This is a genomic window from Corynebacterium pilbarense (genome assembly GCF_026930265.1).
Classification (GTDB): domain Bacteria; phylum Actinomycetota; class Actinomycetes; order Mycobacteriales; family Mycobacteriaceae; genus Corynebacterium; species Corynebacterium pilbarense.
The window spans coordinates 69323-88330 of record NZ_JANRML010000006.1; the positions used below are offsets into that span (position 1 = coordinate 69323).

The window sequence follows — 19008 nt, forward strand, 5'->3', positions numbered from 1 at the left end:
TTTGAAACAGCTGACAAGGGGACAGATTTATGCGGGCTCGGACAGGTGCGGCGTTGCTCGCACTTGCGTGCCTATCGACGTTCAGCTTCGCCGGATGCACCGAACAACCTGAGGACAACGCTGCTGAGTCGGCGGTTTTGGAGACTGCGGAGGCGGGCCGGGAGGACGTCGAGAAGCAAGAAGCCCCCGAGGTGGCGCCGCCATATTCGCCCCCGGCCGCGCCCGCGCCCTTGTCGCCGGCGCAGCAGCGCGTGCCGGAGGACCTGCGGAAAAAGGTCGCCTCGCTCATGGTGGTCGGCGTGGCCAACTACGAGCAGGCGCGGTTCGCGCTGGACCAGGGCGTCGGCGGGCTGATCATCCCCAGTTGGGCGGACCCGGCGCTGCTGACCGAGGCGGGCCGCGACATCAACGCCCTGCGCGCCCAGTACCAGCGGCCGTTCAGCGTCGCCATCGACTTCGAGGGCGGTCGCGTGCAGCGCCACACGCAGGTCCTCGGCGAGTTCATGCCGCCGCGCGCGCTCGCCGGGCAACCGCCCGAGGTGATCCGCGGCACCGGGTACGACATCGGCCGATCCTTGCGTGCCCACGGCATCAACGTGGACTACGCGCCGCTGCTGGACTTGGACGTGACCGACCTGGACATCATGGGTGACCGCTCCTTCCACGGCAACCCCGACGAGGTCGTGCGCGTGGCCGGACTGTTTTCGCAGGGGCTCATCGACGCCGGGGTGACCCCGACGTTCAAACACTTCCCCGGCCACGGGCGGGCCTCCGGTGACACGCACCACCACCTGGCCGTCACCCCGCCGCTGGACCAGATGCGCGAGCTGGACCTGCGCCCCTACGGCCCGCTGCTGGAACAGTTTCCCCGCGCCAGCGTGATGATGGGCCACATGATCGTGCCGGGCTTGGGGCCGGACGGCGTGCCCAGCTCCATGAACCCGGACACCTACCGGCTCCTGCGCACCGGCGACTACCCGGGCGGTGTGCCGTTCGAAGGCGCTGTAGTCACCGACGACCTGTCCGGCATGCGCGGCATCCTGGACTACGCTCCCACCCGCGACGCCGTGGCCAGGGCGATCGGCTCCGGCGCTGACCAGGCGCTGTGGTCCTCCGGCGCGGACCTGCCCGGCATCATCGACCACATCGTGTGGTGTGTGCACAACGGCTACATCCCCGAAGCCCGCGTGGACGAGGCCGCTACCAGGGTGCAGCAGCAGCTCATCGACGTGGGCTTGTAGGCGGGCTTGTAGGCGGGCTTGTAGCGCTTCCACGGCTATGAGTGATCAAAGATCTGCATTATTGTGGGGCGCGTGACTACGGTAAAGGCGACCTCGCACAGGAAAGGACGCGCAGGCACCGCCAAGGGCGGGCCGGGCGTGATGGGCCGCGGAGCCAAAATCACGCTAGGTGTGCTCTTGGGCATCCTCGCCGTGGCGCTCGCGATCTATCTGGCGGATCTGGCTACCCACCGGGGCAACGTCCCCCGCGGCACCCAGGTGGGCGGCGTGGACATCGGTGCGATGGCGCCGGACGAGGCACGCGAGAAGCTCCAAGCCGAACTTGGCGGCGTCGCCGACAAGGCTGTTCCAGTCAAGGCGGGAGAGAAGGCAACCGAGTTCATCCCGGCGAAGTCCGGCCTGGGCATCGACTTCGATGCCACGGTGGACGCCGCCGGCATCGAGACCGCCAACCCTGTCGAGCGCCTGCGCGGGCTGTTCACCACCCGCGAGGTGGACGTCGTGCCGACCGTCGACGACAAAGCCCTGGGCGGCCAGCTCGACCGCATGACCGACGAGCTGCACGTGGAACCCGTCGACGGCACCATCCGGGTGCAGGGCGGCAAGGCCGAAACCACCGACCCGAAGCTGGGCCAGGACGTGGACCGCGCCACGCTGCGCGACGAGGTGGCCACCGGCTGGCTCAACCCGGACGGTGTCGAGGTGGAGCCGTTGCAGACGCAGCCCGCCATCAACGACGACGCCATGAAGGCCGCGCTCGGCGGCCCCGTGCGCGCCGCCCTGGACGGCCCGGTCACGGTCACCGGCAAGGACGGCGTCGCCGCCGTGCCGCAGGACCGTATCGGCGAAATCGTGCAGTTCCCCGCAGTGGAAGGCCGCATCACACCCGAGGTGAACTTGGACGTGGCGCGCACCATCCTGGGTGACCAGCTCGCGGAGACCGAGGTGGAGGGCAAAAACGCCCGCGTGCTTGCCGGCGGCGGGATTGAGCCGTCCGTCGACGGCTCCGTGGTGGACTGGGACGCCACCCTGGCGGGCTTTGAAAAACGCTTGACCGGCGACGAGCCCCGCGCCTGGGACGCGGTGTACAAGGACGTGCCCGCGCAGTTCACCACTGAACAGGCGCAAAACGCGACCTTCAACGACGTGGTCGGCTCGTTCACCACCAGCGGCTACTCGGGCGCGTCCGGCACCAATATTGCGCTGGTGGCCCAGACCGTCAACGGTGCGATCGTGAACCCGGGCGAGACCTTCTCCCTGAACGGCTACACCGGCCCGCGCGGCCCCGCGCAGGGGTACGTGGAGTCCGGCATCATCCTCAACGGGCGCGCGGATACCGCGGTCGGCGGCGGCATCTCCCAGTTCGCCACCACCTTGTACAACGCCTCCTACTTTGCCGGCATGACGGATGTGGCGCACATGCCGCACTCCTACTACATCTCCCGTTACCCGGCCGGCCGCGAGGCAACCGTGTACGAGGGCGCGATCGATCTGCAGTTCCGCAACGACAGCCCGTACCCGGTGCGCATCGCCACCAGCGTCGGCGGCGGGGAGGTCACGGTGAGCCTGATGGGCGTCAAGACTGTGACCGTCGAGTCCGTCAACGGCGGCCGGTGGGCGCAGACGCAGCCGCAGCCAGTGAACGTCTCCGGCTCGAACTGTGCGCCGTCTTCGGGCGCGCCTGGTTTCACCACCTCCGACACCCGTATCATCTACGACCTCGCCGGAAACGAGCTCAGCCGGGAGACCCAGACCACGGTGTACGACCCACAGCCGATCGTGCGCTGCGGTTAGCGGTTAGCGGTTAGCGTACGAACCGTCACGCACCCCACACCCGCGCGGCACCAAACCGCCGCGCGTCCAACTCTCACGCTATGTTGCCGCCCCGGTCGGGGCCGGCCCTGGACCCATCGCCGATGTCGAATAACGGCGGGTCGGTGGTTGTCTGGTTCGGTGGGTCGTCGAACGCGGGGTATTCCTTTCGCACCCGCCTGATAGTCCTCTGACCAGGCGATTCCTGGTACTGGCGGGTCGTGGTCGGTGTCGGTGGCCCGCCGTCGGCGGGGTGGTGGGTGACGTCCCAGGTGGAGGGGTTTTTCTCGAAATGCCCCTTGCCACCGGCGCCGTCCCTGTTGTCGTTGTTGCACATGTGGTGCTCGCGACACAGGAGGACCAGGTTTTCCAGGTCTGTGAACCCACCGTGCAGGTACGACTGGATGTGGTGGGCTTCCAGTTCCACGCCCGGCTTGGTGCACCCGGTCCAGGCGCACACCTGCTGCATGGCCAAAAGCACCAGTTTCTGCTCCACGCTGGCCAACCGCGCCCGCCCGAGGGACAGCGGCACCCCGGTGCACGAGTCCAGCTGCAGGGCGAAGGAGTCTCCCGCCAGCCCGAGCCGGACTATGTCCAACGCGGTCAACGACACCGAGGTGTTGGTGGCGAACTCGGTGTACGCGTCCGCCCCCATGAGGTCTTCCATCGTCAGCGTTATCACCACGGTGCCGATGCCCTTGCGCGCCGCGGTGGAGGAGTTCGCGTGGTTGCCGACAATGCCCATGAGTTGGTCGAACCGCCGTTGCCCGCGGGTGCGCTTGTCCTCGGCGCCGGGCGGCAGGTTCGCCCCGGGCGACTCGCCGGCGGCCAGCGCGGCCTCGAACGCGGCGCGGCTGGCTTTGTCGAAGTAGATCTGCCCCCAGGAACCGCCGTCGCTGTCCTCCTCGCCGAAGATCATGGTGCGCTTCTTAAACGCGGCGAGCGGGTCCTTGTTGCCCTCGTAGTCCCGGCCCTTGCGGTTGGCGCGCTTGACCAGTGTGTTCACGTGCTTCCGCAGCTCTTCCGCGGACATCGTCTCCGCGGCCTCGAGCGCCTGCGCGTAGATCTCGTCTCGGCCCGGGTCTGAGTGTTCGTTGAGCTGCATCAGCGCCCGTTCGATGATGCGCTTCTTCTCTGCGTTGGCCTTCGCCGCTGCCTTCCGCGCGCGCTCTTTGGCCTTGCGCGCTTCTTCTTTGCGGCGCTCTTCTTCCTCGGCCTGCTTCTCGCGTTCCTCCTCGTCCATCAGCGGATCCGAGGGTGGGGTGGGCACCTCGACCTCGCCGAACATCGTCTTCGCCTGGTTGAGCAGGCTAAAGGCGTCGGCCCGCGGGAGCCCGAGCTGCTTGGTCAAATACTCCACAGGGTGGTTGGCGCCGACCAACCGGCCAGCCCCGTCGCGCTCGCACAGGTGAGCAAACGCGATGTTCGCGTTGGAGAGCAGCGGCAGCGCCGCGTGCAGCCGTTCCATCGCCTGGTGCGTGGACAGAAGGTGGAGGGATTCGGGCTGCATCATGAGCGCCTCGAGAGCTTTCAGGCTATCGACGAGCTGGTCCACGTGGTGGTCAATCGCTGTGGTCATGGCCGGATCCCTCCCTTCAGGTACGCACTGTCAACGAATGAACAATGCATACGCTACGACACGCCTCCGACACGACCGCCACAAACCCAAACACACGTTCGAATAACCCTAAACAGCCAGCGACTTTAGCCCGTCGATAAGCAAAAAGTGCTCACTCGAAGTGTGCAGGCGGCACGTGGTCGCCCACCTCGCGCAGCAGCCCCCACGCGGTGAGGTCCGCGTACAGCGGGTCGCGCGGCATGAGTGCGTGGTAGGGCGCGTAGCCGTCGTACCACTGCCCGGAATCGATGTTCGCCACATCCGCGCCCGGCACGGCCTCCAGCATCGACGCGGATGTCGGGGTGACCACCGTGTCCGCCGGCGAGTAGATGGAGGTGTACGTGATTCCCGGCATGGTGTCCGGGCCGCTCAAAAACTCGCGTAACCAGGCGGAACCTGCGAGCTGCTGTGCTGCCCCCGGGGCGAATAGGGTGGTGAAGTGCGGGTGGTTTGCGGCGAACGCGCCCATCTGTCCGGCCAGCCCCCGGAAGTCGGTGCCGTGGAAGTTGCCGCCCATCGCCACCACGCGCCGCACCTTCTCCGCGCCCCCGCGCGAAATGAACAGCTTGGTCATCAGCGCGCCCTGCGAGTGCGCCACAATGTCCACCTGCTCCGCGCCGGTTTTTCGCAGCACACGGTCCACGTGCTCCTCCACGTCCCCCACGATCGAATTCAGGTCCCCCGCGCCGAAAAACCCGGGCGCGATCATGTCGCCGTAGTCGTAGCCCCAGACCCAAAACCCCTGTTCTTTCAGCCTTTGGGCGTTCGACTCAAACGCCGCGGTGCGCGAGTTGATCCCGTGCACGTACATCACCGGCGTGGGGTGTGTGGGCTCAAAATTCCGGTCGTTGAACGGCATCGGCGGGCGGTTTTGCAGCCCGCGCACCGCCCCGTAGCCGGCCGCCAGTGTCATCATCGCGCTGCTGAGTTTCATCCCTTAGAGCATATTGCTTATCGACGTCCTCCGGCCCCCACTTGCAGTAGACCAAGCGGTCTGTTATTGTCCTGGTTTGGATCACGAAGTCCGACGCACCCTGCACAAGGGAAAAGCCTCCCGGCTCGTCGGCTGGCAACCGCGCATATCGCGCACGGTGCCCCCGGGGGAAGATCCGCCGGCACGCGCAACCGCCGCGCCGGAAGTGCGATTCTCAAAAGGAGATCAACCATGTCTTCCGACATGAACGACATGTCCAACATGCCCACCGACTGGACCCCTGCCACCCTGGCCCACATGAGCGGAACTACGTTCGCGTTCACGCTCGATGAGACGGGCGAAAGTGTCGTCGCAAAGTTCGACAGCCCGATGGAAGCGGCCCGTTTCGTGGGTAACACTGGCCCGAAGTTCGACTACTCGCCGAAAGCGGGCGCGATCCGCGTCGGGGATGCCGTTGTCCCGCTGCCCAAGCAGCCGGCCGCACGCCGTGAATGCACTTACAAAGAGTGCGACAGGCAGGCCGAAGGCCACAAAAACCACTACATCCCGGTGCTTCGCGCCATGAACCTGAAGCACTCCTGGTTCCCCGTCGAGGCGGCGGAGCAGGACGGCACGAAGCTCACCTTCCGTTTCCGCAGCGCAGTGGGGGAGGAGAACGTCACCGGCTACAACCACGACCCCGAGGAACTTGCGCTGGCAGAGGAGTACAACCCGGATTGGAACATCCTGCGCTTCAAAACGGAGAATGGGAGGTACCGCGCGGTGTTGCTGAGCAAAAAGCCGCTGACGCCGTGCACCACGGAAAGCTAGATCCGAGGAAGCCCCCAAAAAGAAAAGAGAGCCGGCGACGAGAATCGAACTCGCACTCTCAGCTTGGGAAGCTGATGTTCTACCACTAAACTACGCCGGCAGCTCTGCCAACTTTAGCACCACGGATTCGCGGCCCAAAACAGGGAAGTACACTCAGACGCGTGTTGCTTTCAGATCACGACATCCGCGATGCCATTGACTCCGGCCACCTCGGTATCGACCCGTTCGATGCCGAGCTCATCCAGCCGAGTTCGATCGATGTGCGCATTGACAAGTTCTTCCGCGTTTTCAACAACTCGAAGTACACGCACATTGACCCGAAGCAGGAGATGCCCGATCTGACCACGCTGGTCGAGGTGCCGGACGGCGACGCGTTTGTCCTGCACCCCGGCGAGTTCGTGCTCGCCTCCACCCTGGAGTGCTTCACGCTGCCGGCGGACCTGGCCGGCCGCTTGGAGGGCAAGTCCTCCCTGGGCCGCCTGGGGCTGCTCACACACTCCACCGCAGGCTTCATCGACCCAGGCTTTTCCGGCCACATCACGCTCGAGCTGTCCAACGTGGCCAATTTGCCCATCGTCCTGTGGCCGGGCATGAAGGTCGGCCAGCTCGCGCTGTTCAACATGACTTCGCCCGCGGACACCCCGTACGGCTCCGGCAAGCTTGGCTCGAAGTACCAGGGCCAGCGTGGCCCCACCCCGTCGAAGGCGTACCTGAACTTCCAGTAGGGGCTTTTGCCTATCGACGAGCCAAAGGCCCGCCCCGCTCAGTGCTCTGACAAACGCAAGTATTCACGGCCCTGAGAAGTGAGCTCGAGCGTGAGCGGACGCTTGGATGCGGATTGGATTAGGCCCTCCGCCTCCAGGCGTTCTGCAACGGGTCGGACGGTGTTCCAAGAGCGCCCCATTGCTGAAACTGCTTCTTTGAGGGGGAAGGGGAGCTCCGGGCTAAAAAGAAATGCCTGCGCGGCTAAGAAAAGTAAGTCGCGTTCGTATTCGTCTCGATTTACCGAGGATAAAACCTCCTGCAAACTACGTAACTGGGAATGCTTTTGATCCAGTGATGTCTCCAGGTCATTCTGAGCATCGATCAGCATCTCGAGAATGGCTTTGAGGAAGAAAGTTCCCTCCCCGTAGTTCATCGCGTTTTCCGTCTCTACGAAAGCCGCGTAGTACTTCTTCCTCTGGAGCGAGAACTGGTGAGAGAGGGACATCGAGGTCGGTGGAGAAAGGACCTCGAGGGCCTTGAATGCGAGAAGAAAGCGTCCCATACGGCCGTTACCGTCGTAAAACGGGTGAGTGTACTCAAAGATGAAGTGGCCGACGAGCGCGTTGATGAGGACATGGGTTTCATCTTGTTGGGTGTCTAGGAACGTCCGCATGCGCTCTTCAATGTTGTCTTCGCCGAGGGGAGCTTTGTGAACTCCCTTCATGCCATCGTGAATCTCTGCTGTTCCTGCTCGGAACAATTGCCCGTCGGGACGATCCGCTTCATCGATTTCTTTCGCAAGTAACTTGTCGTATTCAGCGCGGAGGGATGCGGGAGTCCGCGGGAACTCTGGTCGATCATTAGGGTTAAGCAGCGACTCGTAGAAGGCAACCATTTCGCGAAAACGCTTATGCGGTCCGGTTGAGGGGCGGGTTAGGGCTTCCGCAATTTCTTTACGGGTCGAATGCACGCCCTCAATCTGATTGGTCGCTTTGATTTCCTCAATGAGCAGGCCAGTCAGGTAGTGGCTACCTGCTACGCCTGGAAGCGTGGACCACTTGTGGGAAATTCGGAGCTCCGTCCTCCAGACCTGCTCCAAAAGCGACTGAATCTCCGCAGTTAGTACCGCGAAAAGTTGATGTTTGCCTACTGTGAAGTCCCAATGAAGCGCAGCTGGGGATGAAAATCGGGAGATGTACTCCGCCTCTGCAGCCCGTTGGCCGTCTGGGGATTTGTGAAACACTGTCTTCAGGTTTTTGTAGTTGTCCATTTCCAGAGCGTCCTTTACAGGTCAGAATCTTCAATTCTGGGATTTTAGCGAAATCTCCATCTATCTATTTTGCAAAAAATACGATTTTGAAAAATAGAGACCGCGAGGAGCATATGAATTTCCGCTGCTAAAAATATGCACACATTACTCACTCTGCCGACCTCGCCGCTCCACGGCATAATGGCCACTTATGCGGATGACTGTGATTGGCACTGGTTACCTCGGCGCGACGCATGCGGCGTGCATGGCTGAACTCGGCCACGAGGTGCTGGGCGTAGACGTTGACGAAACCAAGATCGAGGCGCTGAAGAACTCCAAAGTGCCGTTCTACGAGCCGGGCCTTCCCGAGGTACTCGAGCGCAACATCGAGGCAGGGCGCCTGAGCTTTACGACGAGCTACGCCGAAGCCGCCGCCTTCGCCAACGTCCACTTCATCGGTGTGGGCACCCCGCAGCAGCGCGGCTCGTACGCGGCGGACACCCGCTACGTCGAGGCCGTCATCGACGCCCTGGTGCCCCAGCTCGAGGGCGAGCACCTGATCCTGGGCAAGTCCACCGTGCCGGTCGGCACCGCTGCCGCCCTGCAGAGGCGCGCCGACAAACTCGCCGCCGCCAACGGCAACAAGGCCAGCGTCGAGATCGCCTGGAACCCGGAGTTCCTCCGCGAGGGCTACGCCGTGAAAGACACCATCGAGCCGGACCGCATCGTGCTAGGCCACCGCGCCGAGAACTCCCGCGCGGAGGAGATCGCCCGCGAGGTGTACGCCACCCCGCTGGAAAACGACACCCCGTTTATCGTGACGGATTTGCAGACCGCGGAGCTGGTGAAAGTCTCCGCCAACGCCTTCCTCGCCACGAAAATCTCGTTTATCAACGCCGTGTCCGAGGTCTGCGAGAACGTCGGTGCGGACGTGACCCAGCTTGCGGACGCCATCGGCTACGACGACCGCATCGGCCGGAAGTTCCTCGGCGCCGGCCTCGGTTTCGGCGGCGGCTGCCTGCCCAAGGACATCCGCGCGTTCATGGCACGCGCCGGCGAGGTCGGCGCCGATCAGGCACTGACCTTCCTGCGCGAGGTCGACGCGATCAACATGCGCCGCCGCCAGCGCGTGATCGACTTAGCCCGCGAGGAGCTCGGCAGCGTCATCGGCCGCAACATCACCGTGCTCGGTGCCGCGTTCAAGCCGAACTCGGACGACGTGCGCGACTCGCCGGCACTGGCTGTGGCCGGCCAGCTTTCGCTCGCCGGCGCTTCCGTGCGCGTCTACGACCCGCAGGGCATGGACAACGCCCGCAAGGTCTTCCCCACCCTCGACTACGCCACCAGCCTCGAGGACGCACTGCGCGGCGCGGAACTGGTCATCCTCGCCACCGAGTGGCAGGAGTTCAAGGAAATGGACCCGCGGTGGGCGGCGGAGCTCGTCGCAAAGCAATTGCTTATCGACGGACGAAACGTCCTCAACGTCACCGACTGGCAAAACGCTGGCTGGCAGCTCCGCGCCCTGGGTCGGACCCTGTAGTTTCGTAGTACCTAATTCGGGCATACCTGCAGGGTGTGCCCGTCTTAGTATTTCTGGCTGAGTGGGGCATGATAGTCCGCATGTCCAAGGAGAAGTCAGGAAAGTTTGCCAAGGGCGCCCTGGGCGCGGCCGCAGCAGCGCTGGGTGGTGTCGCCATTCACGACCTCACACAGACCAAATACCCGATTCTGCGCAACTACCCCGTTTTGGGGCACATGCGCTACCTGCTCACGGACATCGGTCCGGAGCTGCGCCAGTACTTCATCGAACGCGACTGGGACGGCCGCCCCTTCAACCGCGACCAGCGCAACGCCATCTACGAGCGTGCGAAGGGCAAGCAGAGTGAGACGTCGTTCGGCACCGTCCAGGACGTCTACGACTCCAACCACGAGCACCTCGTGCACTCCATCGCCCCGGTGGAGGAGCCGGCCGAGCCGCCCCGCGCGCTCGTGGGTGGCAAGGACTGCACCAAGCCGTACTCCATCTCCATGCTGAACGTGTCCTCGATGAGCTTCGGCTCGCTGTCCAAAAACGCCGTGCGCTCTCTGAACAAGGGTGCGGCCATGGGTGGGTTCGCCCACAACACCGGCGAGGGCGGCATCTCCCCGTACCACCAGGAAAATGGCGGCGACCTGGTCTGGCAGATGGGTACCGGCTACTTCGGCGCCCGCACCGAGGACGGCGGCTTCGACCCGGCCAAGTTCCGCGACAAAGCGCAGGACGACCAGGTCAAGATGGTGGAGCTGAAGCTCAGCCAGGGTGCCAAGCCCGGCATCGGCGGCGTGCTGCCGGCGGACAAGATCACCAAGGAAGTCTCGGAGATCCGCGGCGTGCCCATGGGCGTGGACTGCATCAGCCCGGCCGGCCACCGCGTGTTCAGCACCCCGGTCGAGCTCATCGAGTTCATCGCGCAGATGCGCGAGCTTTCCGGCGGCAAGCCGGCGGGGTTCAAGATGTGCGTCAGCAGCCGTCGAGAAGTGCTCGCCATCTGCAAGGCCATCCGCGCGGTCGGCACCGCGCCCGACTTCATCGTGGTGGACGGCTCCGAAGGCGGCACGGGTGCCGCGCCCATCGACTTCGAGGACCACATGGGCATGCCGCTGACCCACGGCCTGATGCTCATGCACAACGCGCTCGTGGGCACCGGGCTTCGCGACCAGATCAAGATCGGCGCCTCCGGCAAAGTCGCCGGCGGCTCCGACATTGTCATGCGCATGATCCAGGGCGCGGACTACACCAACTCCGCCCGCGCCATGATGATGGCCACCGGCTGCATCCAGGCGCAGCGCTGCCACACCGGCGAATGCCCGACGGGCGTGGCCACCCAGGACCCGCGACGCAACCGCGCCATCGTGGTGGAGGACAAGTCCAAGGCGGTCTACAACTTCCACAAGACCACCGTCAGCACCGCCGTGCGCCTCATGGCCTCCATGGGCGTCTCCGATCCGTCGGAGCTGCGCCCCGACATGCTGCGCCGCAGCGTCTCGCCGACGGAGTCGCGCTCCTACGCCTCCATCTACGAGTGGCTGCGCCCGGGGCAATTGCTTGACGACGCCCCGTCGGTCTGGGCCCCCGACTGGAAAGCCGCCTCCCCGGACACGTTCCGCCCCGTGGCGTAGCTGCCGGTGGTGGGCCTGGGGTGGGCTAGCTGGCCAGCTCCCAGGCCCCAGCCCCAAAACGCGGATCTGCTAGTTCGCTCAGGAGACAACCACCGACGAACTAGCAGATCAGCGTCATGTCTGGTCACTTATTGGACGCAAAGTGCTTGACACGCACACCGGTTCATCGTAGTTTCTGAACAGACGCGTCCCCGAGGGAAGGAGTAGGCAGTGCTCACGTTCCGTGTTTCCGCATAACACGAACCAGAAAGACAGATGAGCATGCCTATTTCCCTGAACAACATTTCTCTCGAGTGGCCCAATGGAACCACGTGCTTTGAAGGCCTGAACGCCGTATTTGATAGTCGGCTTACCGGGTTAATCGGCGACAACGGATCCGGTAAATCCTCCCTGATCAAGATCATCCTCGGTCAGCTCGAGCCGACGAGTGGATCGGTGGAACGCCCCGCGAACATCGCGTACTTGCCGCAGGACCTCACGCTGCGGGCAGATGACACCGTGGCTGATGTTTTTGGAGCCACTGAAATCCTCAACGCAATTGCATCGGTGGAGGCCGGGGAGTTCGATCCCCAGCTGTTCGAAACCATCGGTGACCGGTGGGATATCGCCGCAGAGATCACCGCCACCCTGTCCGCGCACGGACTCGACCTGCCTTTGGATAGAACCCTGAATACGCTTTCCGGCGGTGAAACAGTCCGGGTAGCGTTGGCCGCGTTGTTCTCCGGCAACCCCGACTTCGTCGTCTTGGATGAGCCAACCAACAACCTCGACCACCACGTGAAAGAGCAGCTCATACGGGTGCTGGAGGCGGCGTCGGTACCTGTGCTCGTCGCAAGTCATGACCGCGACTTGCTGCAGAGCGCCACCGAAATTGCTGAGCTGCACGACGGCCGGCTGCGAATGTTCTCCGGCAACTTTTCCGCATACAAGGAGACGCTCGCGCAGGAGCAGGAATCAGCGATACGCGGGGTGAGGGACGCAAAAGCGAACCACCGCAAGCAGGTCAAGGAGCGGGAAGCGATGCAGACACGCATCGATCGGGATGCGCGCCGTGGAAAGAAGTTCGCCGCCTCGAAGCGCAAGCCCGGCATGGCGATGGGATTGGACAAGGACAGGTCTGAAAAGACTGCGGCGAGACGGGGGTCGGCCCACGCAGGAGCGGTGGAGGGCGCGCTCGCCGCCTACAACAAAGCCCAGGAAAAAGTCCGCGATGATCAAGCTGTCTTCATCGATTTGCCCGGCACCGAGCTGCCCAATGGTACCCGGGTCTTGGACATTCCCGGACTGACAGTCGTAGGTCCCGAGCGGGTGCACATTACCGGTCCTAACGGAAGCGGCAAGACTACGCTGCTCAACTCCATCGCGAGTGGGCAGGCAGGCTACGTCATCGACGACGTGGGCTACCTTCGCCAGCGCATTACGCTCAACCCAGAGCTGACGGTGCTGGAGCTGGTGACGCAAACCAACCTCGATGCAGGGCCGCAGTATATCCGCGACCAACTTGCGCAGCTGCTGTTTCAGAACGACACCGTGCACGCCGCCGTTGGCACGCTGTCCGGCGGGGAGCGATTCCGCGTTGAGCTCGCCCGTATCCTGCTTTCTCACCCAGCCCCGAAGCTATTGCTTCTCGACGAGCCCACCAACAATATCGACATTTCCACAGTGGACTGGCTCGTCTCCGCACTGGACAGCTACGCCGGCTCGATCGTCCTGGTCAGCCATGACGAGGACTTCTGCGCGCGAATAGGGCTCACCCGCGAAGTCGCCATTGAGACCCTGCAGTGCAGTTGACTGTTATGGGCGTACGAACCTTCGAACTTTGGCTGCAGTGAAAGGGTCCGTAGCTTTTTCAAGTTGGTTGAGGACTGTCTCACAGTCCTTAGAAGCGGAGAGTTCGACGCAGAGATGGTGTGCTTCACGAAATTCGCTTGGGAAGTCCATCAGAAGACGGGTGATCATCGCTGAGGGCTGAACGAGATCGATGCCTTGGCAACCCATCCATTCAGCAGGAAAATCCCTCGTGTTGTCGGTGAGCAGATTGTCTGCGTCAGTGCTTAGCGCAGCTGCAAGTACGTGGCGGTCTTTCGGGTGGACGTCCACGTTGCGGGGGACCACGTCTTCGGACACGGGGAGTTTGAGTTTCGCATCGGGAAGAAACTCATTCATGAGCTCTTCAAGACGGCGAGTCGAGAATTCGTCGAGGCCGATGGAGGCACGGAGGTTTCGCGACATTTCATCTAGGACCTCTTGGCTCCATCGAAGCTCCAGCGCACCCATGTGGGCGCTGTAGAGAAAGTAGTCTCTGAGGACACGAGAGAAGAGAATGTTGGCGTCGACGAAGGTGACCGGCACGCTTCGTCGCGGGATCCCGCTACTCGGTGAACCCGATTTCATTGGAGAAATCCGCAAGCCTTCGAGCTACATGCTGTCGACGCTCGAATTCTGAATCCGCACTCTCCAGCACACGCAGAATCGTTTCCGCTTGGCGATGGGAGAGAACAACCTTCGCCGATGATGATTGCGCTGCTTCGCGCATCGCCTGACGGAGGGTTCGCGCGTTATCGCGGAACGCCTCTCTCGGGACGGGCACAGATGTCATATGCGCAGGATACCTCGTCCAAGCTCCCGCTGGAACCCCGCGCGTCGAACCTCTAGTGCTGGTGGTAGTCCACCAGGAAGTTGCCCAGGCGCTCGATGGCGTTTTCCAACTGCGACGCCCACGGCAGCGTGACCACGCGGAAGTGGTCCGGGGTGGGGTAGTTGAAGCCGGTGCCCTGGACCATGAGGATCTTTTCGGATTTGAGCAGGTCCAGCATGAACTTCTCGTCGTCGTGGATGTTGTACATCTCCGCGTCGATCTTGGGGAAGCAGTACAGCGCACCCTTCGGTTCCACTACGGACACACCGGGGATCTCGCGGAGCTTCCGCACTGCGACGTTGCGCTGCTTGTGCAGGCGTCCGCCCTCAGCGGTGAGCTCGTAGATGGACTGCCGGCCGCCCAGAGCCACCTGGATGGCGTGCTGTCCGGGCACGTTCGCGCACAACCTGGTCCCCGACAGCAGGTCGAGACCCTCGATGAAGCCGGCGGCGCGGCGCTTTGGGCCCGTGATCACCATCCAGCCGGCGCGGTAGCCGCACACCCGGTACGCCTTGGACAGGCCGTTGAAGGTGATGCACACGAGATCCGGGGCGATTTCTGCCATGGAGATGTGCGAAGCTCCGTCGTAAAGCACGCGATCGTAAATCTCGTCGGAAAGCACCATGAGCTCGTGCTCGCGCGCGATGTCGGCGATGCCTTCGAGGACCTCGCGCGAGTACACGGCGCCGGTTGGGTTGTTCGGGTTGATCACCACGATGGCTTTGGTGCGGTCGGTAACCTTCGAGCGGATGTCTTCGAGCGAGGGGTTCCAATCGTCCTCCTCGTCGCACATGTAGTGCGCGACTTTGCCGCCGGCGAGCGTGGACGCGGCGGTCCACAGTGGGTAGTCGGGGGCGGGGATGAGGATTTCGTCACCGTCGTTGAGCAGCGCCTGGGTGGTCATGCTGATCAGCTCGGACACGCCGTTGCCCAGGTAAACGTCGTCGATGTCGAAGGGTGGGAAGCCGTCGATCATCTCGTAGCGCGTGACCACCGCGCGGCGGGCGGAGGTGATGCCCTTGGAGGTGGTGTAGCCCTGTGAGGTGGGCAGGTTGGCAATCATGTCGCGCATGATCACGTCCGGCGCCTCAAAACCGAAAACGGCGGGGTTGCCGGTGTTGAGCTTCAGGATGGTGTGGCCGTCGCGCTCCATCTTCTCCGCAGTGGCGGTCACCGGGCCGCGGATGTCGTAGAAGACGTTCTTCAGCTTGTCCGCTTGGTCGAAATGACGGTGCTTTTGCAGTGGCTCACTCATGCCACTCCACTGTAGGCCTCTTTACTGTTTGCGGAAGCGGTTTATCGTGTTTTGTGCGACATCGAGCGCGTCCGAGGTCAGCTGGTTGAACTGGTCCCTGCGCTGCACCCGCATCATGGCCTGCTGGTGCGCCTTCGCAGATTCGATTTCCAGCTGGCGGCGTTTGATTTCCTGGCGGCGCTGCTGCTCCAGCTGCCGCAGGGTGGGGGTGTACCAGGAGTCCGGGCCCACCTTCATCACGTACAGCAGGATGAACAGGGTGGGGATAGCCAGGAGAAAAATCGGGTGGAGCGTGATGAGACCGAACGCGCCCACCGTGCCCAACCAAAACACGCCCGCGCGCATGCGCTTGCCGGAGCGCCGCGCCTGCATGATCTCGCGGCCGCTGTAAAACACGTCGCCCGGGTGCACTTCTTGCCTATCGACGGCACCCCCGGCCTGCTGCGGCGGCAGGTCCCCCAGAATCGGCTCCAGGTCGGAGTGGACCTGCGCTTCGGCGACCTGCCGGCAGCGGTCGTCGAACTCGCCCATGTTGAGCCGGCCCTCGCCAAGTGCGCGGCCGAGGGTGTCCATGGCGTCCATGCGCTCCTGGTCGCCGATTCTGAAGTTGCCGTATGGGGTGCTCACGCCGCATATAGTAACGCCCCGGACGGCTGTCGTGCACGTCCGGGGCGGCGCTTGCGCGTGCGGTTAGTTGTCCTCGCGGGAGCCGTCGCGGATCTCTTCGCGCGGCAGGTTGCCGTCGTTCCAGGAAGCGTCGTCCTCATGGTTCTCGGCTTCCTCGACGGTGCGTACACCCTCGCCGAGAGGCTTGGTGTCCAGGTCCTGGTTCGGGTTGTCCGCACCGGCGGCAGCAGCCTTGTCAGACGCACCGTCTGCCGGGGTCTCGATGCTGGTGTACAGACCTTCGTGTTCGGTAGTCATGCGTCCGATCCTAGTTACTGCCAGCGCTCGTCAGCGCCGGTTTCGCGATCTTCGTAGCGCTTCTTCGCCTTGTCGTACTCCTCTTCCGGCAGCTGGTAGAAGTACACGCGCGGCAGCACGGCCTCAACCTTGTCCAGGTAGGTGGTGACGAACTCGTTGACGTCCTCACGCTTGGTGGAGTCCTCGTTGACGTAGAGGAACAGCGGGCGAGACAGCGGGTAGTTGCCGCTCTTTGCTTCGTCGACGCTCGGAGCCACGCCGTCGACAAGCACGTTGTCGATGCGGTTGCGAGTCGGGTCCTCGGTGGCCAGGTAGTTGCCGATACCCATGAAGCTCAGGCCGTTGACGTCCTCGGAGACCCACTTGGACAGCTCCTGGATGTCGTCGGTGGCCTGGTAGTCGTCGCGGATCTCGTCGCCGTCGAGCACGAGCTGCTCGAACACGCCGAGGGTGCCGGAGCCGTCTGGGCGGCCGTAGAGGGTGATGTCCTCGTCCGGCCAGGACGGGTCGATGTCCGACCACTTGGTCACGGAAGAGTCCTTCGCCCAGATGTCGTGCAGCTGCTGGATGGAAAGGTCCTGCGCCCAGTCGTTGTCGCGGTGCTTGACCAGCGTGATGGCGTCCAAAGCGATGGGCAGCTCGATGAAGTCCACGTCGGCGTCGGCGCACGCCTTTTGGTAGTCAGCCGGAATGGATACAGATGCGTCGTTGATGTCGGCGTCGCCCGCGCAGAAGACATCGAAGCCGTCGGTGGAGCCGACCGCGTCGATGTCCACGTCGAAGTCGTAGCGGTTGGCCATGTAGCTGGTGATCGGTTCGACGGTGGAGGAGCCGGTGACCTTGATGGCATCCTCGCCCGGGGTGGTGTCGTTGCCGCAGCCGACGGCGAGGGCAGCGACGGCGGCCACAGCGACAGTCGCGGTGAGTCGTTTACGCATTACCCTTACCTTCCCGCATCTCGGTGCGCAGCTCGCGCAGTAGCTTGAACAGGTTGCTCCAGGAGCCCTTGGAGTTTGCCCAGTACTCGGGGAAGTTCTTCAGTTCTTCCTCCTGCTCCGGGGTGACGTTCGGGTTGATCTTGCGGTGGGCGCGGGCCTGTTCGCCTTCCAGCTTGTCGCGGTTGCCCATGCGGGCCTGCAGCTCGCCGCGAAGCTCGTCTGCGGTCTCCTCCAGCTCGTGCAGCAGTGCGTGCAGCTCGGCGTCGGGGGCTTCGCGGTTGATCAGGTCCTGTGCCAGCGGGGACAGGTCGGGGGTCTCGCCCGGGGTGTTTTCAGTGTTGGTCGGGTTCTCGGGAGTAGTCATTTCGGGGGCTCCTTAGGAAAGTGCGTTGGAGATGAACACGGCCAGAATCGGGATGATGAAGAACACGCCGCCGATCCACGCGAAGACGTAGAGCTTGTTCTTCGTTGCCATGGCTGCGAGCCAGTCGGAGCCCATCGGAGGGAGCTTGCGCAAGAACGGCACGCCCAGGATCAGGATCGCGGCGAAGGTGTTGAAGAGGGTGTGCACCAGCGCACCTGCCATCGCGGCTTCGGCTTCAGCACCGGAGGCGGAGAACGCGGCGATCAGGCCGGTAACGGTGGTGCCGATGTTGGCGCCGACCACGAACGGGAATAGGGTGCGCACCTTGAACTTGCCGGAGGCGGCCAGCGGCACGGTCAGCGCGGTGGTGGTGGAGGAGGACTGCACCAGGGTGGTGATGGCGGCACCGGAGAGCACGCCCATGAACGCGTTCTTGCCCAGTGCTGCGTACAGGATGTCCTGCGCCTTGCCCACCAGAAGCGCGTTGAGGATGTTGCCGATGAACTGGATGGAAAACAGGATCAGCACGATGCCCAGTACGGCCAGGATCACGCCGCCCCAGACGTCGCCCAGCGGCTCGACCAGGCTGCCAGCGAGGCCGACCAGCGGCTCGGTGATCATGTCGATGAAGTCGCCGATGGACTCGAAGATGCCCGCCAGCACACCTTCACCGGAGCCGGACAGCGACGGCGCAATCGCCGTCGCGGTCTTGCCCAGGAAACCGGTGAACATTTCCAGCGGGAAGAAGATCAGGATGGCAATCAGGTTGAAGAAGTCGTGCACGGTGGCCATGGAGAAGCCCTGCTGGAACTGCTTCTTGTTACCGGCCAGACCAAGCGCCACCAAGGTGGAGGTCACGGAGGTGCCCATGTTCGCGCCGAAGAGCATCGGAATCGCGATGTTCAGAGGCAGGCCGCCGGCGATCATGCCCACCACGATCGAGGTGGTGGTGGAGGAGGACTGAATGATCGCGGTGGCCACGATGCCGATGGCCAGGCCCACAAACGGGTTCTCGGCGAAGGAGAACAGCTCCTCCGCGCGGTCGCCGGCGATGCCCTTGAAGCCGTCGCCGATCATGCCCACGCCGTTGAGCAGAATCCAGATGCCGATGATCACGGCGATCCAGTTGGCGATCTCCTTGGCTTTGCCGTCGAGGGGGAGGAAGCCGAGCGGGTCCTTGCGCTCGCTGTCGTCGTCGACGTCGAGGTCCTCGAGGTTTTTGTTCTCGTCTTCTTCGGTGCGGCCGGTGTTATCGGCCGTGACGACGGAGGAGCCGCCGGTTTCTTCACGTTTCATGGTTTCCCAATCAGTCAGCTGACATAGGTTCGCCCGCCAGCGTATGGCCGCCGCGTTAATGGATC

17 protein-coding genes, 1 tRNA gene and 1 riboswitch are annotated in these 19008 nt (G+C 63.5%); of the genes, 7 read left to right on the forward strand and 11 right to left on the reverse strand.

All coding sequences use genetic code 11. From position 1 onward, the window contains the following. Positions 1–29: 29 nt before the first annotated feature. Both NUW87_RS06270 and NUW87_RS06275 read left to right on the forward strand, forming a co-directional pair. Positions 30–1241 (forward strand): glycoside hydrolase family 3 N-terminal domain-containing protein, encoded by a 1212-nt coding sequence (locus tag NUW87_RS06270; RefSeq protein ID WP_269027733.1) that lies wholly within the window; start codon positions 30–32, stop codon positions 1239–1241. A gap of 141 nt (positions 1242–1382) precedes the next feature. Next, positions 1383–3035: a VanW family protein gene (locus NUW87_RS06275; protein ID WP_269027776.1), complete on the forward strand. Its 1653-nt coding sequence runs from the start codon at positions 1383–1385 to the stop codon at positions 3033–3035. 73 nt (positions 3036–3108) lie between these two features. Here the strand turns inward: NUW87_RS06275 and NUW87_RS06280 are convergent, their stop codons facing one another. Next, a complete protein-coding gene (locus tag NUW87_RS06280) occupies positions 3109–4632 on the reverse strand; it encodes an HNH endonuclease signature motif containing protein (RefSeq protein WP_269027734.1) in 1524 nt (507 codons plus the stop codon). A gap of 151 nt (positions 4633–4783) precedes the next feature. Further along, positions 4784–5605, reverse strand: coding sequence for an alpha/beta fold hydrolase (locus NUW87_RS06285; protein ID WP_269027735.1), 822 nt, complete (start codon positions 5603–5605; stop codon positions 4784–4786). A 79-nt stretch (positions 5606–5684) separates the two neighbouring features. Beyond that, positions 5685–5819, forward strand: a riboswitch (SAM riboswitch). Positions 5820–5836: 17 nt separating this feature from the next. Between NUW87_RS06285 and NUW87_RS06290 the strand changes: the two genes are divergently transcribed. Next, positions 5837–6415, forward strand: a complete 579-nt coding sequence (locus tag NUW87_RS06290) for a hypothetical protein (RefSeq protein WP_269027736.1) — start codon at positions 5837–5839, stop codon at positions 6413–6415. A 29-nt stretch (positions 6416–6444) separates the two neighbouring features. On the opposite strand, the gene NUW87_RS06295 is transcribed toward NUW87_RS06290, so the two are convergent. Next, positions 6445–6515 (reverse strand) — tRNA-Gly (locus NUW87_RS06295). Between the two features lie 61 nt (positions 6516–6576). Between NUW87_RS06295 and dcd the strand changes: the two genes are divergently transcribed. Then, on the forward strand, positions 6577–7140 hold the full coding sequence (dcd, locus tag NUW87_RS06300; RefSeq protein WP_035000205.1) for a dCTP deaminase: 564 nt from the start codon (positions 6577–6579) through the stop codon (positions 7138–7140). A gap of 38 nt (positions 7141–7178) precedes the next feature. Here the strand turns inward: dcd and NUW87_RS06305 are convergent, their stop codons facing one another. Then, positions 7179–8390: a Fic family protein gene (locus NUW87_RS06305; protein WP_269027737.1), complete on the reverse strand. Its 1212-nt coding sequence runs from the start codon at positions 8388–8390 to the stop codon at positions 7179–7181. A 190-nt stretch (positions 8391–8580) separates the two neighbouring features. Between NUW87_RS06305 and NUW87_RS06310 the strand changes: the two genes are divergently transcribed. The 3 genes from NUW87_RS06310 (at position 8581) to NUW87_RS06320 (ending at position 13319) form a co-directional block, all read left to right on the forward strand. After that, positions 8581–9909, forward strand: coding sequence for a UDP-glucose dehydrogenase family protein (locus NUW87_RS06310; protein ID WP_269027738.1), 1329 nt, complete (start codon positions 8581–8583; stop codon positions 9907–9909). An 80-nt stretch (positions 9910–9989) separates the two neighbouring features. Then, positions 9990–11528, forward strand: a complete 1539-nt coding sequence (locus NUW87_RS06315) for an FMN-binding glutamate synthase family protein (protein WP_269027739.1) — start codon at positions 9990–9992, stop codon at positions 11526–11528. Between the two features lie 261 nt (positions 11529–11789). Beyond that, positions 11790–13319 carry an ABC-F family ATP-binding cassette domain-containing protein gene (locus NUW87_RS06320; protein ID WP_269027740.1) on the forward strand — a complete coding sequence of 510 codons (1530 nt, stop codon included), beginning with the start codon at positions 11790–11792 and terminating at the stop codon, positions 13317–13319. A gap of 3 nt (positions 13320–13322) precedes the next feature. On the opposite strand, the gene NUW87_RS06325 is transcribed toward NUW87_RS06320, so the two are convergent. From NUW87_RS06325 to NUW87_RS06355, 7 genes are all read right to left on the reverse strand, one after another. Then, positions 13323–13880 (reverse strand): PIN domain-containing protein, encoded by a 558-nt coding sequence (locus NUW87_RS06325; RefSeq protein ID WP_239217455.1) that lies wholly within the window; start codon positions 13878–13880, stop codon positions 13323–13325. Positions 13881–14179: 299 nt separating this feature from the next. Further along, positions 14180–15421, reverse strand: a complete 1242-nt coding sequence (locus tag NUW87_RS06330) for a pyridoxal phosphate-dependent aminotransferase (RefSeq protein WP_269027741.1) — start codon at positions 15419–15421, stop codon at positions 14180–14182. Positions 15422–15442: 21 nt separating this feature from the next. Continuing rightward, positions 15443–16048, reverse strand: coding sequence for a DUF1707 domain-containing protein (locus tag NUW87_RS06335; RefSeq protein WP_269027742.1), 606 nt, complete (start codon positions 16046–16048; stop codon positions 15443–15445). Positions 16049–16111: 63 nt separating this feature from the next. Next, positions 16112–16345: a hypothetical protein gene (locus tag NUW87_RS06340; protein WP_269027743.1), complete on the reverse strand. Its 234-nt coding sequence runs from the start codon at positions 16343–16345 to the stop codon at positions 16112–16114. Positions 16346–16359: 14 nt separating this feature from the next. After that, positions 16360–17283: a substrate-binding domain-containing protein gene (locus NUW87_RS06345; protein ID WP_269027744.1), complete on the reverse strand. Its 924-nt coding sequence runs from the start codon at positions 17281–17283 to the stop codon at positions 16360–16362. Beyond that, a complete protein-coding gene (locus NUW87_RS06350; protein ID WP_239217450.1) occupies positions 17276–17647 on the reverse strand; it encodes a hypothetical protein in 372 nt (123 codons plus the stop codon). Before NUW87_RS06350 ends, NUW87_RS06345 begins: the two co-directional genes overlap by 8 nt. Before the next feature lie 12 nt (positions 17648–17659). Then, positions 17660–18943 (reverse strand): Na/Pi symporter, encoded by a 1284-nt coding sequence (locus NUW87_RS06355; protein ID WP_269027745.1) that lies wholly within the window; start codon positions 18941–18943, stop codon positions 17660–17662. Positions 18944–19008: the final 65 nt, after the last annotated feature.

Coding starts and splice junctions, on each gene's coding strand:
- NUW87_RS06270 (WP_269027733.1), top strand. CDS start 30: ATGCGGGCTCGGACAGGTGCGGCGTTGCTCGCACTTGCGTGCCTATCG.
- NUW87_RS06275 (WP_269027776.1), top strand. CDS start 1,383: ATGGGCCGCGGAGCCAAAATCACGCTAGGTGTGCTCTTGGGCATCCTC.
- NUW87_RS06280 (WP_269027734.1), bottom strand. CDS start 4,632: ATGACCACAGCGATTGACCACCACGTGGACCAGCTCGTCGATAGCCTG.
- NUW87_RS06285 (WP_269027735.1), bottom strand. CDS start 5,605: ATGAAACTCAGCAGCGCGATGATGACACTGGCGGCCGGCTACGGGGCG.
- NUW87_RS06290 (WP_269027736.1), top strand. CDS start 5,837: ATGTCTTCCGACATGAACGACATGTCCAACATGCCCACCGACTGGACC.
- NUW87_RS06305 (WP_269027737.1), bottom strand. CDS start 8,390: ATGGACAACTACAAAAACCTGAAGACAGTGTTTCACAAATCCCCAGAC.
- NUW87_RS06310 (WP_269027738.1), top strand. CDS start 8,581: ATGCGGATGACTGTGATTGGCACTGGTTACCTCGGCGCGACGCATGCG.
- NUW87_RS06315 (WP_269027739.1), top strand. CDS start 9,990: ATGTCCAAGGAGAAGTCAGGAAAGTTTGCCAAGGGCGCCCTGGGCGCG.
- NUW87_RS06320 (WP_269027740.1), top strand. CDS start 11,790: ATGCCTATTTCCCTGAACAACATTTCTCTCGAGTGGCCCAATGGAACC.
- NUW87_RS06330 (WP_269027741.1), bottom strand. CDS start 15,421: ATGAGTGAGCCACTGCAAAAGCACCGTCATTTCGACCAAGCGGACAAG.
- NUW87_RS06340 (WP_269027743.1), bottom strand. CDS start 16,345: ATGACTACCGAACACGAAGGTCTGTACACCAGCATCGAGACCCCGGCA.
- NUW87_RS06345 (WP_269027744.1), bottom strand. CDS start 17,283: ATGCGTAAACGACTCACCGCGACTGTCGCTGTGGCCGCCGTCGCTGCC.
- NUW87_RS06350 (WP_239217450.1), bottom strand. CDS start 17,647: ATGACTACTCCCGAGAACCCGACCAACACTGAAAACACCCCGGGCGAG.
- NUW87_RS06355 (WP_269027745.1), bottom strand. CDS start 18,943: ATGAAACGTGAAGAAACCGGCGGCTCCTCCGTCGTCACGGCCGATAAC.